The organism is Erythrobacter sp. (genome assembly GCF_040217515.1).
In the GTDB taxonomy this organism is placed as follows: Bacteria; Pseudomonadota; Alphaproteobacteria; order Sphingomonadales; family Sphingomonadaceae; genus Erythrobacter.
The window spans coordinates 217,979-232,577 of record NZ_JAVJPT010000008.1 but is presented as its reverse complement, the minus strand read 5'-3'; the positions used below and the strand labels follow the sequence as shown (position 1 = coordinate 232,577).

General features: G+C 65.4%; 11 protein-coding genes. 7 read left to right on the top strand and 4 right to left on the bottom strand.

The features are described 5' to 3' along the window. The first annotated feature begins 77 nt into the window (after positions 1-77). Entirely contained in the window at positions 78-1,397 is a 1,320-nt protein-coding gene (locus RIB52_RS11225; protein WP_350175715.1) for an amidohydrolase, read from the top strand. A 204-nt stretch (positions 1,398-1,601) separates the two neighbouring features. On the opposite strand, the gene RIB52_RS11220 is transcribed toward RIB52_RS11225, so the two are convergent. Next, entirely contained in the window at positions 1,602-1,796 is a 195-nt protein-coding gene (locus RIB52_RS11220) for a hypothetical protein (protein ID WP_350175522.1), read from the bottom strand. A gap of 128 nt (positions 1,797-1,924) precedes the next feature. Continuing rightward, on the bottom strand, positions 1,925-3,520 hold the full coding sequence (locus RIB52_RS11215) for an isocitrate lyase (RefSeq protein WP_350175521.1): 1,596 nt from the start codon (positions 3,518-3,520) through the stop codon (positions 1,925-1,927). Between the two features lie 173 nt (positions 3,521-3,693). Here RIB52_RS11215 and RIB52_RS11210 point away from each other — a divergent pair, with 173 nt between their 5' ends. The 6 genes from RIB52_RS11210 (at position 3,694) to RIB52_RS11185 (ending at position 12,551) form a co-directional block, all read left to right on the top strand. Further along, complete coding sequence (locus RIB52_RS11210; protein ID WP_350175520.1) at positions 3,694-5,031, top strand: helix-turn-helix domain-containing protein; 1,338 nt, start codon at positions 3,694-3,696, stop codon at positions 5,029-5,031. A gap of 147 nt (positions 5,032-5,178) precedes the next feature. Then, entirely contained in the window at positions 5,179-6,564 is a 1,386-nt protein-coding gene (locus tag RIB52_RS11205; RefSeq protein ID WP_350175519.1) for a TIGR03013 family XrtA/PEP-CTERM system glycosyltransferase, read from the top strand. Further along, a complete protein-coding gene (gene prsK, locus RIB52_RS11200) occupies positions 6,564-8,699 on the top strand; it encodes an XrtA/PEP-CTERM system histidine kinase PrsK (RefSeq protein ID WP_350175518.1) in 2,136 nt (711 codons plus the stop codon). Before RIB52_RS11205 ends, prsK begins: the two co-directional genes overlap by 1 nt. Further along, positions 8,699-10,066, top strand: coding sequence for a PEP-CTERM-box response regulator transcription factor (prsR, locus tag RIB52_RS11195; RefSeq protein ID WP_350175517.1), 1,368 nt, complete (start codon positions 8,699-8,701; stop codon positions 10,064-10,066). The genes prsK and prsR overlap by 1 nt, the downstream gene beginning before the upstream one ends. Beyond that, on the top strand, positions 10,050-11,537 hold the full coding sequence (locus RIB52_RS11190; RefSeq protein WP_350175516.1) for a tetratricopeptide repeat protein: 1,488 nt from the start codon (positions 10,050-10,052) through the stop codon (positions 11,535-11,537). Before prsR ends, RIB52_RS11190 begins: the two co-directional genes overlap by 17 nt. 48 nt (positions 11,538-11,585) lie before the next feature. Next, the gene (locus tag RIB52_RS11185; RefSeq protein WP_350175515.1) at positions 11,586-12,551 is read left to right on the top strand and encodes a bile acid:sodium symporter family protein; all 966 of its coding nucleotides are present in this window, start codon (positions 11,586-11,588) and stop codon (positions 12,549-12,551) included. Here the strand turns inward: RIB52_RS11185 and RIB52_RS11180 are convergent. Together RIB52_RS11180 and panB are read right to left on the bottom strand one after the other, a co-directional pair. After that, positions 12,523-13,602 (bottom strand): DUF475 domain-containing protein, encoded by a 1,080-nt coding sequence (locus tag RIB52_RS11180; protein WP_350175514.1) that lies wholly within the window; start codon positions 13,600-13,602, stop codon positions 12,523-12,525. The genes RIB52_RS11185 and RIB52_RS11180 overlap by 29 nt on opposite strands. 48 nt (positions 13,603-13,650) lie before the next feature. Next, on the bottom strand, positions 13,651-14,523 hold the full coding sequence (gene panB, locus RIB52_RS11175) for a 3-methyl-2-oxobutanoate hydroxymethyltransferase (RefSeq protein ID WP_350175513.1): 873 nt from the start codon (positions 14,521-14,523) through the stop codon (positions 13,651-13,653). Positions 14,524-14,599 lie beyond the last annotated feature (76 nt).

Genomic DNA, 14,599 nt, shown 5'->3' with positions numbered 1-14,599 from the left:
GCTGCGCAGCGTGTAGGATGATCCGTCGACCGATGCGGCGCGAAGGCCGAGGGAACCAAGGGAGAGACGATCGAATGATGAAGCACCTGATGGCCGGCGCGGCGCTGGCGCTCGCGATGGCCGCGCCTGCAAGAGCGGACGACTTGCGCGATGCGGTGAACGAGGACATGCCCGGCCTCGTCGAGCTCTACCGGGACCTGCACGCCAATCCCGAGCTTTCCTTCCAGGAAGTCGAGACCGCGAAGAAACTCGCCGCGCGGGCGCGCGAACTCGGCTTCGAAGTGACCGAGGGTGTTGGCAAGACGGGCGTGGTCGCCGTCATGCGCAATGGCGAGGGGCCGACGGTCATGTTGCGAGCCGACATGGATGCGCTGCCCGTCACCGAACAGACTGGGCTGCCCTATGCCTCGAAGGCGCGCGGCACGCCCGCGAGCGGGGTCGAAAGCGGTATCATGCACGCCTGCGGCCACGATACGCACATGGCCGCCTGGGTCGGTACGGCGCAACTGATGGCCGAGCGGCGCGATGAATGGTCGGGCACTCTGGTGATGATCCTCCAGCCGGCCGAGGAGCTGGGCCTCGGCGCGCTTGCGATGCTGGAGGACGGCCTGTTCGAGCGGTTTCCAAAGCCTGACTACGTGCTCGGTTTCCACGACGCGGCGCAGGCTCCGGCGGGCATGATCGGCTATTCGCCGGGCTATGCGCTGGCCAATGTCGACAGCGTGGACATCACGGTAAAAGGTGTCGGCGGGCATGGCGCCTATCCGCACACGACCAAGGATCCGATCGTGGTCGCCGCAAACATCGTCACCCGCCTTCAGACGCTGGTGAGCCGCGAGACGAACCCGCTCGATTCGGCGGTGGTGACTGTGGGGAGCTTTCTTGCGGGCACGAAACACAACATCATCCCCGACACAGCCAAACTGCAGCTGACCGTGCGTTCCTACAGCGACGAATCCCGTGCGCACCTGCTCGACGGCATTCGTCGGATCGCGAAGGCCGAGGCGCTCGCGGCGGGGCTACCCTTGGGACTGCTGCCCGTGGTCGAGGTCGAGGAGCCCTATACGCCTTCGACCTACAACACGCCCGAATTCACCGAAGAAGTGATGGCGAGACTGAAGACCCGCTTCCCGGAGCGCGTTTTCCAAGTGCCGAGCGTCATGGGCGGCGAGGATTTCGGCCAGTTCTACCGCGCGGACCCGGAGAACATCGAATCGCTGATCTTCTGGGTCGGCGGGGTCCCGCAGGAGCGCTACGAAGCGGCGCAGCGCGGCGAGGTCGAATTGGTCAGCCTCCATTCGCCCTTCTGGGCGCCCGACGCGCCGGTCGTGATTGCAACCGCGACCGAGGCATTGACGGCGGCGAGCCTCGACCTGCTTGCAAAAAAGGGCGGGTAATGAACTGCCCTCAAGCAGCGAAGCGGTAGGGCCGGAAACACACCGCCCTCAAGCAGCGAAGCGGTAGGGCCGCAAACACCCTGCCCTCAAGCAGCGAAGCGGTCGGGCCGCAAATGCATAACGACCGCCGGACACCTGGATAACCAGGCATCCGACGGCCGTTTTCTCCTCCCCAGGAGAACCGGTGAGGTCTTGCGCCGCCGTCTATTGAGTCGAGGGCACGTAGGTGCCGAGCCGGTGGTGCAGCGCGTTGATCTTGGCGAGTTCCTCCCGGTCCTCGGTCGTGCGAGCATGGCTTTCCAGCGCGCGGCGAAGAAGCTTCATGTCCGCAGTGGAAAGCAGCGCGCGGGCCCGGCCCGGCTCGCTCTTCGGGGCGTCGGTGTTGGTGGTGTCGCTCATTCGGATGTCTCCCTGTCCGGCATCGGGCGCTTTGGCGGTCGCGCCATTCATGCCGACACTCATGCAGCTTGAGGCGGCATCCCGCAAGGCCGCGATGGAACGGGCCGTGCGGGATGCGCCAAGTAGGCTCAGGCAGCCTCGAACTGGTTCATCGTGTTGTCCTTGCCCGCCGCCTTGAGAGCGGCGTCGCCGGCGAAATATTCCTTGTGATCGTCGCCGATGTCGGAGCCCGCCATGTTCTGGTGCTTCACGCAGGCGATGCCTTCGCGAATTTCCTTGCGCTGCACGTTCTTGACGTAGCCGAGCATCGCTTCCTCGCCGAAATATTCGCGTGCGAGGTTGTCGGTCGACAGTGCCGCGGTGTGATAGGTCGGCAACGTGATGAGGTGGTGGAAGATGCCCGCGCGCTTGGCCGCATCGGCCTGGAAGCTCTTGATCTTCGCATCGGCCTCGGCTGCGAGTTCGCTGTCGTCGTAATCGACGCTCATCAGCTTCGCGCGGTCGTAGGCGGAGACGTCCTTGCCAGCCTCTTCCCATGCGTCGAACACCTGCTGGCGGAAATTGAGCGTCCAGTTGAACGACGGCGAGTTGTTGTAGACGAGCTTCGCGTTCGGAACGGTCTCGCGGATCTTGTCGACCATGCTCGCGATCTGTTCGACATGCGGCTTCTCGGTTTCGATCCACAGCAGGTCTGCGCCGTTCTGGAGCGAGGTGATGCAATCGAGCACGACGCGGTCGACCCCGGTGCCGGGGCGGAACTGGTAGAGGTTCGAGGGCAGCCGCTTGGGGGCCATCAGCTTGCCGTCGCGGCTGATGAAAACCTGCCCGTTGGTGATGTTGGCCGGATCGACCTCCTCGGCGTCGAGGAAGCTGTTGTACTGGTCGCCGAGGTCGCCCGGCTCTTTCGAATAGGCGATCTGCTTGGTGAGGCCCGCACCCAGCGAATCGGTGCGCGCGACGATGATGCCATCATCAACGCCGAGCTCGAGAAAGGCGTGGCGGCAGGCGCGGATCTTGGCGATGAAGTCTTCGTGCGGGACCGTGACCTTGCCGTCCTGGTGGCCGCACTGCTTTTCGTCCGACACCTGGTTCTCGATCTGCAGCGCGCAAGCGCCCGCCTCGATCATCTTCTTGGCGAGGAGATAGGTGGCCTCGGCATTCCCGAAACCTGCGTCGATGTCGGCGATGATCGGAACGACATGGGTCTCGTAGCTGTCTACGCTTTTCTGGATTTCCTTGGCCTTCACCTCGTCACCGGCCTCGCGCGCTTCGTCGAGCGCGCGGAACATCATGCCGAGCTCACGCGCATCGGCCTGTTTGAGGAAGGTGTAGAGTTCGCCGATAAGGCTCGGCACCGAGGTCTTTTCGTGCATCGACTGGTCGGGAAGGGGGCCGAATTCGCTGCGCAGCGCGGCGACCATCCAGCCCGAGAGGTAGAGGTAGCGCTGCTTGGTCGAGCCGAAATGCTTCTTGATCGAGATCATCTTCTGCTGGCCGATGAAACCGTGCCAGCAACCGAGCGACTGGGTGTACTGCGAAGGATCGGCATCATAGGCCGCCATGTCCTCACGCATGATCTTCGCGGTGTGGCGCGCGATATCGAGGCCGGTGCGGAAGCGGTTCTGGATGACCATGCGAGCGGCGCTTTCGGGGTCGATTCCGCTCCAATTGCCGTTCGCGCTGACAAGGCCCTGCATGTGGGCGATCGTGTCCTGATAGGTCATGGCTGATAAGTCTCCTTTGCATCCTGGGGAGTGAGTGGGCCGCATGTGCCGTGCGGCGTTGCAGCATGACAGGAAAAATGACAGAATTTCTTGTCTCTATGGGCTGATTTGCCGGATATTTGGTGTAATGATGTCAAGAAAGTTACAACACGAACCTCTTTGGACACCCAATCATGGCTGAAAGTGCCCTTCTCGCCGGACCCTCGCTACGACGGCTGCGCAAGCGCGAGGGCCTGACCCAAGCCGCAATGGCTGCCGCTCTCGGTATCTCGCCTTCCTATCTCAATCTCATCGAACGCAACCAGCGGCCCGTTTCCGCCCGTGTGCTGGTGCAGGTCATAGAGCGCTTCGATTTCGACCCGCGCTCCTTGCGCGAAGACGAAGCGATCGGCGGCGTCGACGGCCTCGTGCGGCGGCTCAGCGACCCCCGTTTCGCCGATCTCGGCATCGACCGCGAGGAAGTACAGGAATTCCTCGCCGCCGCCCCGCAGGCTGCGGCCGCCTTTGCCCGGCTCTACGACATCGGACCGCAAGCCGGCGCGCGCAGGGAGGACCCCGAAGGCGATGCGCGCGAGGCGATCGAGCGCTGGCAGAACCATTTCTCCGATCTCGACCACGCGGCCGAGAGCCTGGCCGACGAATTGCGTCTTTCGCGCGGGGACATGGCTGCAGGCCTGGGCGAGCGCCTCCGCCAGCAGCACCGTCTCTCGGTCCGCATCCTGCCGGCCGAGGTCATGCCCGGCATGGTGCAGCGGCTCGACCTTCATGCGCGCCAGTTGCAGCTCTCGGAAATGCTCCCCGGCGCAGCGCGGCGATTCCAGATCGCGCGGCAGGTCGGCGCGCTCGAACAGCGCGATACCATAGAGGAACTGGTCGCCGGTGCGCAGCTCTCCAGCGACGAGGCGCGCAGTGCCTTTCACAGCCATGTTCTCGACTATCTTGCCGCTGCTCTGCTCATGCCCTATCGCCGCTTCCTGCGAGCGTGCGAGCAGACGGGTTATGACCTCGCCGTGCTCCAGCGACGCTTCGCCGTCAGTTTCGACCAGCTCGCCCAGCGCCTTACCACGCTCCAGCGGGTGGGCGAGCGGGGCCTGCCGTTTTTCAGCGCGCGCTTCGGGCGAACCGGGCGAATGCTGGGATTCACCGCCGGGGCGAGCGGGGCGGTCCATCCGCTTGCCGGGGCGCGCTGGCCGGCCTGGGTTCCCTATGCCGCGTTCGAGAGCCGCGGGCAGATGCTCACCCAGACCGTCACTTTCGGCGAGGGCGAAGCGGCTCCCCGGCACTGGTTCACCATCGCCCGCACCGTCGAAGTCGATGGCGCGGCCTGCTCTGCCCGGCGTGCGATCGTGCTCGGCATCGAGGCGCGCTTTGCCGGCGAACTCGCCCAGGCGCGCGGCATTTCGCTTGCCCCCGAGGATGCGGTGCCGCTGGGCATCGGCTGCCCGCGCTGCGGCCGGGCAGACTGCCTGACCCCGGCCACCCCGCGCCTTGCCAATGCCCAGGATCTTTGACCGGAGGCGAGCGGTGATGAAGCGTTAACTGCCGTGTCCAAGGCATCGCGCGGACTCGCGCGGCCAGTGTAAGGTTTACCGACACTTAAACTATCGGGCCTAGAGCAAGGGGAGCGCAACCCGAAAAGTCCGAGGCCGACCGAGCCGATGATCCGCCTGTTCAAGCATTACATTCCGCACGCCGTGCTGTTGCTCGGCCTGCTGGACCTTGCGCTGCTTGTGCTGGCGAGCGAAATCGCCTGGCAATTGCGCGCGGCCCAGATCGCGATGGAGCCCGGCCCGATCGGCGAGCGTTGGCTGGAGCTGCTTACAACCGCTTTCGTCGTGTGGCTGGCGATGATTTCGGTCGGGGTCTACGGGCCCAATGCGCTGCGTTCGCTGCGGTTTGCGGGGGCGCGGCTGCTGGTCGCGATCAGCCTGGGCATCATCGCGCTGGCGACGATCGATTTTCTCCTGCCCGGCGACACCTTCTGGCGCTCGACCCTGCTTTACGCGATGGGTCTTGCGATCCTGGTTCTGGTTGCCGACCGGCTATTGCTCAATTCTTTCCTAGGTTCCTCCGCCTTTCGCCGACGGGTGATGGTGCTCGGCGCGGGCGACCGGGCACAGCGCCTGCGCGAATTGGGCGATCGGCCCGAAAGCGGTTTCGTGATCGTTTCCTATATCGCCATGGGCGAGCCCGAGCGGGTGGTGGAGGAAGCGATCGAGCGCGAGGCGATCCACGATTTGGGGCGTTTCGTTGAGAATCTCGGCGTGTCCGAGGTCGTGCTCGCGCTTCAGGAACGCCGCAATGCATTGCCGCTCGGCGACCTTTTGCGGATCAAGACCAAGGGCGTTCACGTGAACGATTTCTCCAGCTTTCTCGAGCGCGAGACGGGCCGGATCGATCTCGACACGGTGAACCCTTCCTGGCTGATCTTTTCCGACGGCTTTTCAAGCGGCCGCCTGTTTTCGAGCGCGGTGAAGCGGATCTTCGACATTACCGCGAGCCTGCTCCTGCTCCTGCTCACCTTTCCGCTCATCGTCCTGTTCGCGGTGCTGGTAAAGCTCGACAGCAAGGGTCCAGCCTTCTTCCGGCAGGAACGCGTCGGGCTATATGGCGAGACGTTCCGGATCGTGAAGCTACGCAGCATGCGCACCGACGCGGAAAAGGACGGGGCGAAATGGGCGGAGGAAAACGACCCGCGCATCACACGGCTCGGCCGTTTCATCCGCAAGGTGCGCATCGATGAGCTCCCGCAGGCCTGGAGCGTGCTCACCGGGCAGATGAGCTTCGTCGGCCCGCGTCCGGAAGTCCCGCAATTCGTCGACGACCTGCAGGAGCAGATTCCCTTCTATGGCGAGCGGCACATGGTGAAACCCGGCATCACCGGGTGGGCGCAGATCAACTATCCGTATGGCGCATCGACAGAGGACAGCCGCAAGAAGCTTGAATACGACCTGTATTACGCCAAGAACTACACGCCCTTTCTCGACCTCGTCATCCTGCTCCAGACCTTGCGGGTCATCCTCTGGCCGGAAGGTGCCCGGTGATGGCCGTGCCGGGAGCCCTTGCACCCTATCTCGGGCCGGCCTGCATGATTGCGGGTGCTGCGCTCGCGGCGGGGGCGCTGGTGTGGATCGCGCGCTTTGGCGAAAAATCGCGGCCCGACCGCGAGGCGGCGCTCGGGGCGAGTGCGCTCACCGCGCTGTGGTGCGTGTTCGGAGCCGCGCTCGGGGCGGATGCGCCAACGAGCGAATTGATCGCAACCGCGCGCAACCTTGCATTCATTGCAGTGATCTTCCGCCTATTTTCCGTCGACGGACGTGACGAGAGCCTGCGCCCGATCCGCCCGGTGATCCTCGCTCTCGTGCTGGTCGAGCTGATGCAGCCGGTCATTCTCGGGCTTGAATTGCGGGTCAATGCGCCGCGCCAACTGGAAGCCGTCATCTTCGAGGTTTCGGCGATCCTCGCCATGCTGGTTGCGATCGGTGCCCTGATGCTGCTCCACAACCTCTATGCCGGGGCCGCATCCGCCTCGCGCCCGGTCCTGCGCTGGAGCGGAATCGCGCTGGCAGGGATCTTCGGCTACGACCTCAATCTGCACACCATCGCTTATCTCGGCGGCGAGAGCCCTGGCGTGCTTGTCGCCTTGCGCGGTCTGTTTGCCGGGGCCATGGTCGGCCTGCTCGCCATCGGGGCGAATGCGCGCGGGGCAAGCCTGCAGCTGCGCCCTTCGCGCGCGGTTACCTTCCAGACGCTCTCATTGCTGGTGATCGGCAGCTACCTGCTCGTCATGGTGCTGGTGACGCGCTCTATCGCGCTGATCGGCGGCGGGGGCGATGTCGCGCGCACGGGCCAGGTCGCCTTTCTCGTTCTCGCCATAGTCGCGGCCGTGGTCTGGCTGCCTTCGGAACGGGTGCGCTCGTGGATCCGGGTCATGGCGGCAAAGCACCTTTTCCAGCACCGTTACGACTACCGCGCCGAATGGCTCCGCTTCACGCGCACGATCGGGCGCGGCTCGGGGGCGGCTGCGAGTTTCCACGAGCGAGCGGTCAAGGCGATCGCCGACATAACCGACAGCTCGGCGGGCCTGCTGCTCGTGCCCGACGAGGAGGCGCGGCTCGAACTCACTGCACGCTGGAATTGGCCGACGATCGAGGTTCCCGCAGTCGCCGGGGAATACACGCTTTCGGGGCTGCTCGAACAGCACCACCATATTCTCGATCTCGACGAGGTGCGCGCCGGGACCGATTATCACGGCGAAGTCGCGCAAGTGCCGACCTGGCTGCGCGAGGCGGAGGATGCCTGGGCGCTCGTCCCGCTGATCCATTTCGAGCGGCTCGTCGGCGCGATCATCCTCGCCCGCCCGCGGATCGAGCGTCGGCTTGACTGGGAAGATTTCGACCTGCTGCGCGTGGCGGGCCAGCAATTGGCAAGCTATCTCGCCGAACAGGCCGGGCAGCAGGCGCTGATGGATGCGAGCCGGTTCGACGAATTCAACCGCCGAATGGCCTTCGTCATGCACGACATCAAGAATCTCGCCAGCCAGATGTCGCTGCTCGCTGCCAATGCCGAAAAGCACGCCGACAATCCTGCTTTTCGCGCCGACATGCTCGTGACCCTTCGCAAGTCGAGCGAAAAGCTGACGGCGCTACTCGACCGGCTCGGGCGTTACGGGTCCGGACAGGTCCAGGAACTCGCAACGGTCGATCTCGCCCAGCTGGCGCGCGATGTTGCGAGGCGGTTCGACGGGGTCCATGCTGTCGCTTTGACCCGGAATGAAAGCGTCGCGGTGGTTGGCGACAGGGAAGCGCTCGAACAGGCGCTTGTCCACCTCGTCCAGAACGCGGTCGATGCAAGCGACGGCAAGGCCGCCGTCCATATCGACGTCACGCGCGACGGCGTTACCGGGCGGATCGACGTGGTCGATGCCGGTCACGGAATGTCGCCCGAATTTGTGCGCCATTCGCTGTTCAAGCCCTTTGTTTCCTCCAAGCAGGGCGGCTTCGGCATCGGCGCATTCGAGGCGCGCGAGATGATCCGCGCCATGGGCGGGCGCCTGACTGTCGAATCGCGTGAAGGCATCGGCAGCCGCTTTTCGATCAACCTGCCCTTGTCCGAGGCCACGCGGCTCGATGGCACCGCCGGTGATATTGTTTCAGCCCGAGACAACGAGGTCGCATGATGGCCGACAAGAAACCCAACCTGCTCGTAATCGAGGATGACGAGGGCCTGCAGGCGCAGCTCAGATGGGCCTATGACGATTTCAATGTCGTCATCGCCGGCGACCGCGACAGCGCCATTGCTGCATTGCGCGCCGAAACGCCCGCCGTCGTAACGCTCGATCTCGGCCTGCCGCCGGATCCCGACGGCGTGAGCGAGGGCTTTGCCGTGCTCGATGCTATCATGGCGCTCAAACCCGATACCAAGGTCATCGTCGCCAGCGGCCATGGCGCGCGCGAAAGCGCGCTGCAGGCGATCGAACGCGGGGCCTACGATTTCTACCAGAAGCCGGTCGATATCGAGCAATTGGGCCTGATCGTGCGGCGCGCCTTCAACCTCCATGCGATCGAGGCGGAGAATCGCCGCCTCGTGACCCGTTCGGGCGAGGAGAAGACCGTGCTTGGCCGGCTCATCACCGGGGCGCCCGAAATGATCAAGGTCGCCCGCACGATCGAGCGTGTCGCCCGTACCAGCGTCTCGGTCATGCTGCTGGGCGCGAGCGGAACGGGCAAGGAATTGCTCGCCAGGGGCCTGCACGATGCGAGCGACCGGGTGGATGGGCCCTTCATCGCGATCAACTGCGCCGCGATCCCGGAAAACCTGCTCGAAAGCGAATTGTTCGGGCATGAAAAAGGTGCCTTCACCGGAGCGGTAAAGACCACGGAGGGCAAGATCGAAAGCGCCAATGGCGGGACGCTGTTCCTCGACGAAGTCGGAGACATCCCGCTGCCGCTGCAGGTCAAGCTGCTACGTTTCCTGCAGGAGCGCACGATCGAGCGGATCGGGGGGCGCAAGGCGATTTCGGTCGACACCAGGATCGTGTGCGCGACCCACCAGGACCTAGAGGCGATGATCACCGAGGGCACGTTCCGCGAGGATCTGTTCTATCGCCTCGCCGAGATCGTCGTTCGCATCCCCGGCCTGGCAGAACGCCATGGCGACGCGGTGCTGCTCGCCAAGGCCTTTCTCAAGCGCTTTGCCAAGGAGATGAACCCCTCCGTCACCGGTTTCGCGCCCGACGCGTTGGCGGCGATCGACGCGCATGAATGGCCGGGCAATGTGCGCGAGCTCGAAAACCGGGTGAAGCGCGCCGTTATCATGGCCGACGGCAAGCTGGTGAGCGCCGAGGACCTCGATTTCGCCCGCGAGGAAGAGGAGGAGGCCGCCGAGGTGCTCAACCTCAAGGCCGCGCGCGAACAGTCCGATCGGCGGGTGATCCGTCACGCGCTGGCACGCAGCGAGGGGAACATCTCCAATACGGCCAAGCTGCTCGGCATCAGTCGCCCGACGCTTTACGACCTGCTCAAGCAATATGATCTCCAGACCTGAAAGGGCAGTCGGCGCAGCGCTGATCGCGGCGCTTCTGGTGCTGGCCTCCTGCGGCGAGGCGCCGGCCGATAAGGCGGCGCAAAAACCTGTGGGGAGCGAACCGTTCATCGCGCTTTTGGAACAGGCGCGCGGGGAGATGGCATCGGGCGAGCTGGCCGAAGCCGGCCGGTTGCTGGACGAGGCGCGCACGGTGGAGACGGACAATCCCGCCCTGTGGGTCGCCATCGCCCGCCTGCGATTTCGCGGCGGCGAGCAGGTCGCGGCGGTGGAAGCGGCCAACCGTGCCTTGCAATTTGGTCCTGCCCATGGCCCTGCGCTGCTGATGCGGGCGCAGCTGGTGCGCGATGCACACGGGGCCGCAGCAGCGCGCGACTGGTTCGAGGCGGCGCTTGCGGCCGATCCCGCGAATGCGGCTATCCGGGTCGAGCACGCGGCGACGCTCGGCGAAAGCGGGGATTATCGCGCCATGCTCGTCGCACTCGACCGAGTGGGGGAAACCTCGCCGGAAGCGCGGCGGGCGCATCTCCTCCGCGCCGTGCTCGCTGCGCGGGCAGGGGAGCATGTGCTTGCGCGCAGCCTGCTCGCCCGCAGCGAACTGGCCGAAGAGGGCGTGCCGGCGGCGCTGCTGCTCGATGCGCTGATCGATCTTTCACAGGGCAATCACGACAGCGCGGCGGTGACCCTGGGCGACCTTGCGCGCCGCCAGCCCGGCAATGTCCGCGTCGCCGAATTGCATGCGCGCGCGCTCTGGCTCGGGCAGAGGAACCGCGAACTGGTTGATCTTTATGCTCCCAATGCCCGGCGCGCCGATGCCTCGGCCTATCTCGCCATGCTGGTCGGGCGCTCGCTCGAACGGCTTGGGCAGAGGGACGAGGCGGCACCGTTTCTGGAGCGCGCCCATACCGGCCCCTCGGGAGAGCTTGCCCTGCTTGCCGGGAACGAAAACCTGCCCGAACCGACCGCTCGGCTTCGCGCGCGGCTCGCATCGGGCGATCGGCGGGCCGCCATGCGCGAGGCCGAGACTCTTCGGGGCCGTTACGAAACGTCTTCGGACATTGCAGCGCTTGCGGGCGATGTCGCGCTTGCCGCAGGCGATGCCGAAGGCGCGCTCGCCCTTTACCGCGTTGCCGTCAGTGTGCGGCGCCCCTGGCCCCTCGCGAAGAAGGCGATCCGCGCCTATCGCGCGCTCGGCGACGAAGCGGCGGCGGACCGCCTGCTCGCGCGGCATGTCGCGGGCGAGCCGAACAATGCCGAAGCGCTTGCCATGCTCGCTGCACGCAGCGCGCAACGCGAGGACTGGCTGCGCGTGAAGCTGCTGATCGACCGCGCCATCGCCCTTGGGTCGGGAAGCGATCCGGCGTTGCTTCGCCTGCGCGCCGACGCGGCCGAGGCCGTGGGCGAGCCCGATCGAGCGGCGCGTTTCGCCGCGCGCGCCGATGCGCTCGCCCCGGCCGGCTTCGTCCCGCGATAGGCGGGAACCGCTCGACATTCACCGTGGGCAAGGGCAGGGGCGCGTCCCATGCTCGCGCGCCCGGCCATCCTCTCCGATCCGATGATCGCCGTGCTCGTGATCGCGACTGCGCTCGCCCTCTTCCTTCCCGCCACCGGAGAGGCACGCGGAGCCGCGCAGTTGGTATCGAACGTGGCGATCTTCGTGCTCTTCCTTGTCAACGGCATGCGTATCGCGCGCAGCGAAATCGCGCGCGGACTGGTCAATTGGCGTTACTTCGTGCCGCTGCTGGCATGGATCTTCGGCGCGATGGCATTGTTCGGGCTCGGTTTCATGCATCTGGCCGATCTGGCGCTGCCGCCGCTGGTCGCGCTCGGCTTTCTCTATTTCGGCTGCCTGCCTTCCACCGTGCAGTCGGCGACGAGCTATACCAGCCTCGCCGGCGGCAATGTCGCGCTCTCGGTGGTGGGTGCGGCGCTCGTCAACATTGTCGGCGTTTTCGTCACCGCGCCGCTTTTCGCGGCTCTCGGGGGCGGAGCCGCAGCCGAGATCGGATATGACACGATCGCGCGGATCGGTGTCATCCTCGTCCTGCCTTTCGTGATCGGGCAGGCGGTGCAAGGCTGGACGCGCAGATGGATCGCGGAGCGCAAGGCGCGGATCGCCTGGCTCGACCGGGCGGTCATCGGGATTGCGGTCTATGTCGCCTTTTCAGGCGCAGTGGAGCAGGGGCTGGCGGGGCTGTTCGGTGCGGGCGAATGGGCGGCGCTGCTGGGGCTGGTGGTCGGCTTCCTCGCGCTCGCGATTGCGGGGGCTTGGCTCGCCGGGGGCGCGCTCGGCCTCGCAAGGGCCGACAGGATCGCGTTCCTGTTCGCCGGGTCGCAGAAGAGCGTTGCGATCGGCGCGCCCATGGCCGCTATCCTGTTCGCGCCCGAAACGGCCGGCTTCGTGATCGCGCCGCTGCTGCTCTACCATCTTTTGCAGCTGGTGGTCGCCGCTCCGCTCGCTAGTCGGCTGGCGCGGGCTTCGCGCTAGCCTCGGCCTGCGCTTCGGCCCGGTTGTGGCGGATCGACCAGACCAGCGACAATCCGATCAGCACCGCCCCGATCAGCCCGGTGATTGTTTCGGGAATATGCCAGCGGGCCGACAGCAACATGATCGCGCCGAGCACGATGATCGCCCAGAACGCCCCGTGTTCGAGATAGCGATATTGCGCCAGCGTCCCCGCACGCACGAGGTGCACGGTCATCGAACGCACGAACATCGCACCCACCGACAGGCCGATGGCGATGACGATCATGTTGTTCGATAAGGCGAAGGCTCCGATCACCCCGTCGAAACTGAAGCTCGCATCGAGCACTTCGAGATAGAGGAACCCGCCGAGCCCCGAGCGCACCATTTGCCCGCTGGCTTTCTTCGCCTCTTCGCGCTGCTCGATCCATTCGCCGAGCGCATTGACCGCGATGTAGGTGAGCAGCCCCAGCAGCCCGGCGGTGAGGAAGGTAAGCGATTCCTCTGCCGTCAGCAGCGTCGAAACGCCGTAAAGCAGGCCGAGTACCAGTCCGATCTCGACCGCGGGCAGCGTCGAGAAACGATTGATCGAACGCTCGAGCGCGCCGATCCAGTGGACCTCCTTGTCCGCATCGAAGAAGAAGCTGAGGCCGACCATGGCAAGGAAGGCGCCGCCGAAACCGGCGATCCCGATATGGGCAGCCGACACGATGCGTTCATATTCCTGCGGATTGCCGAGCGAAAGCTGCACGGCCGCCCACGGCCCGATATTGGCGGCGATGGAGACGATGGCGATGGGAAAGACGATCCGCATTCCGAATACCGCGATAAGGATGCCGATGGTGAGAAAGCGTTGCTGCCACACCGGGTCCATCTCGCGCAGAACGGTCGCGTTGACGACCGCATTGTCGAAGCTCAGCGAAACCTCGAGGATCGACAGGACGATGACAATCCACAGGACCGAGAGCATGCCGCCCACGGTCCCGCTGCTGACCCAGCCATAATAGGCCGCCCCCGCAAAACAGGCCGCCGTGAAGAACAGCGAGAAGGTGTAATAGCGAAGCAGGGTCTGCATGGCAGCGGGGGTTCCGGCGGGCTGTAAGGGTCGCGGGCGGGTGTCCGATCAATCCCTGGGCTGGTAGGTCTGTTCCTCGCCCGGGAAACTGCGCGCGCGCACTTCACAGGCGTAGGTGGCGACGGTCTTCTCGATGATTTCGGCGATGTTCTCATAGCGCTTCACGAAGCGGGGCACGCGCTCGAACATGCCAAGCATGTCGTCGGTGACGAGCACCTGCCCGTCGCAGCGCGCCGAAGCGCCGATGCCGATCGTGGGGCAGGAGACCGCTTCGGTGACGGTGATGGCGATGGATTCGACCACACCCTCTACGACGATCGCGAAGGCGCCCGCTTCGTCGAGGGCCTTCGCATCGCTCACGATTTTCTCGGCCTCCGCATCCGAGCGCCCGCGCGCTGCATAGCCGCCCAGAACGTTGACCGCCTGCGGGGTGAGGCCGACATGGCCCATGACAGGAATGCCGCGCGTGTTGAGGAATTCCACCGTCGGCGCCATCGCCGCGCCGCCCTCAAGCTTGACCGCAGCGGCGCCCGTTTCCTTGAGCAGCCGCGCAGCGCTTTCGAAGGCCTGCTCGGGCGAACTCTCGTAGGAGCCGAAAGGCATATCGATCACGACCACTGCGTGATAGCTCCCGCGCACGACCGCGGCGCCGTGGTTCGCCATCATCTCCATGGTCACGGGAATGGTCGAAGGCAGGCCGTAGATTACCTGGCCCAGCGAATCCCCGACCAGCAACAGGTCGCAGTGCGTATCGAGCAATTGCGCCTGACGCGCGGTATAGGCGGTGAGCATGACCAGCGGTTCGTCGGTCGCGCCGTCCGTCTTGCGCGCGCGAATGCGCGGGACGGTCAGGCGCTTCATCGGCTGGGGCGTGGGATTGGCCCGGCTGGTGCTCGTGTCGAGCTGGAAGGTCGTGGACATATCGAGGGCGTTTAGCGCCGCTGTCGGGCAAAGGCAAAGACTGCCCCCTTGGCGGCCAGCGCTTTTCGTTGCAGTA

Coding starts and splice junctions, on each gene's coding strand:
- RIB52_RS11225 (WP_350175715.1), top strand. CDS start 78: ATGAAGCACCTGATGGCCGGCGCGGCGCTGGCGCTCGCGATGGCCGCG.
- RIB52_RS11220 (WP_350175522.1), bottom strand. CDS start 1,796: ATGAGCGACACCACCAACACCGACGCCCCGAAGAGCGAGCCGGGCCGG.
- RIB52_RS11215 (WP_350175521.1), bottom strand. CDS start 3,520: ATGACCTATCAGGACACGATCGCCCACATGCAGGGCCTTGTCAGCGCG.
- RIB52_RS11210 (WP_350175520.1), top strand. CDS start 3,694: ATGGCTGAAAGTGCCCTTCTCGCCGGACCCTCGCTACGACGGCTGCGC.
- RIB52_RS11205 (WP_350175519.1), top strand. CDS start 5,179: ATGATCCGCCTGTTCAAGCATTACATTCCGCACGCCGTGCTGTTGCTC.
- prsK (WP_350175518.1), top strand. CDS start 6,564: ATGGCCGTGCCGGGAGCCCTTGCACCCTATCTCGGGCCGGCCTGCATG.
- prsR (WP_350175517.1), top strand. CDS start 8,699: ATGGCCGACAAGAAACCCAACCTGCTCGTAATCGAGGATGACGAGGGC.
- RIB52_RS11190 (WP_350175516.1), top strand. CDS start 10,050: ATGATCTCCAGACCTGAAAGGGCAGTCGGCGCAGCGCTGATCGCGGCG.
- RIB52_RS11185 (WP_350175515.1), top strand. CDS start 11,586: ATGCTCGCGCGCCCGGCCATCCTCTCCGATCCGATGATCGCCGTGCTC.
- RIB52_RS11180 (WP_350175514.1), bottom strand. CDS start 13,602: ATGCAGACCCTGCTTCGCTATTACACCTTCTCGCTGTTCTTCACGGCG.
- panB (WP_350175513.1), bottom strand. CDS start 14,523: ATGTCCACGACCTTCCAGCTCGACACGAGCACCAGCCGGGCCAATCCC.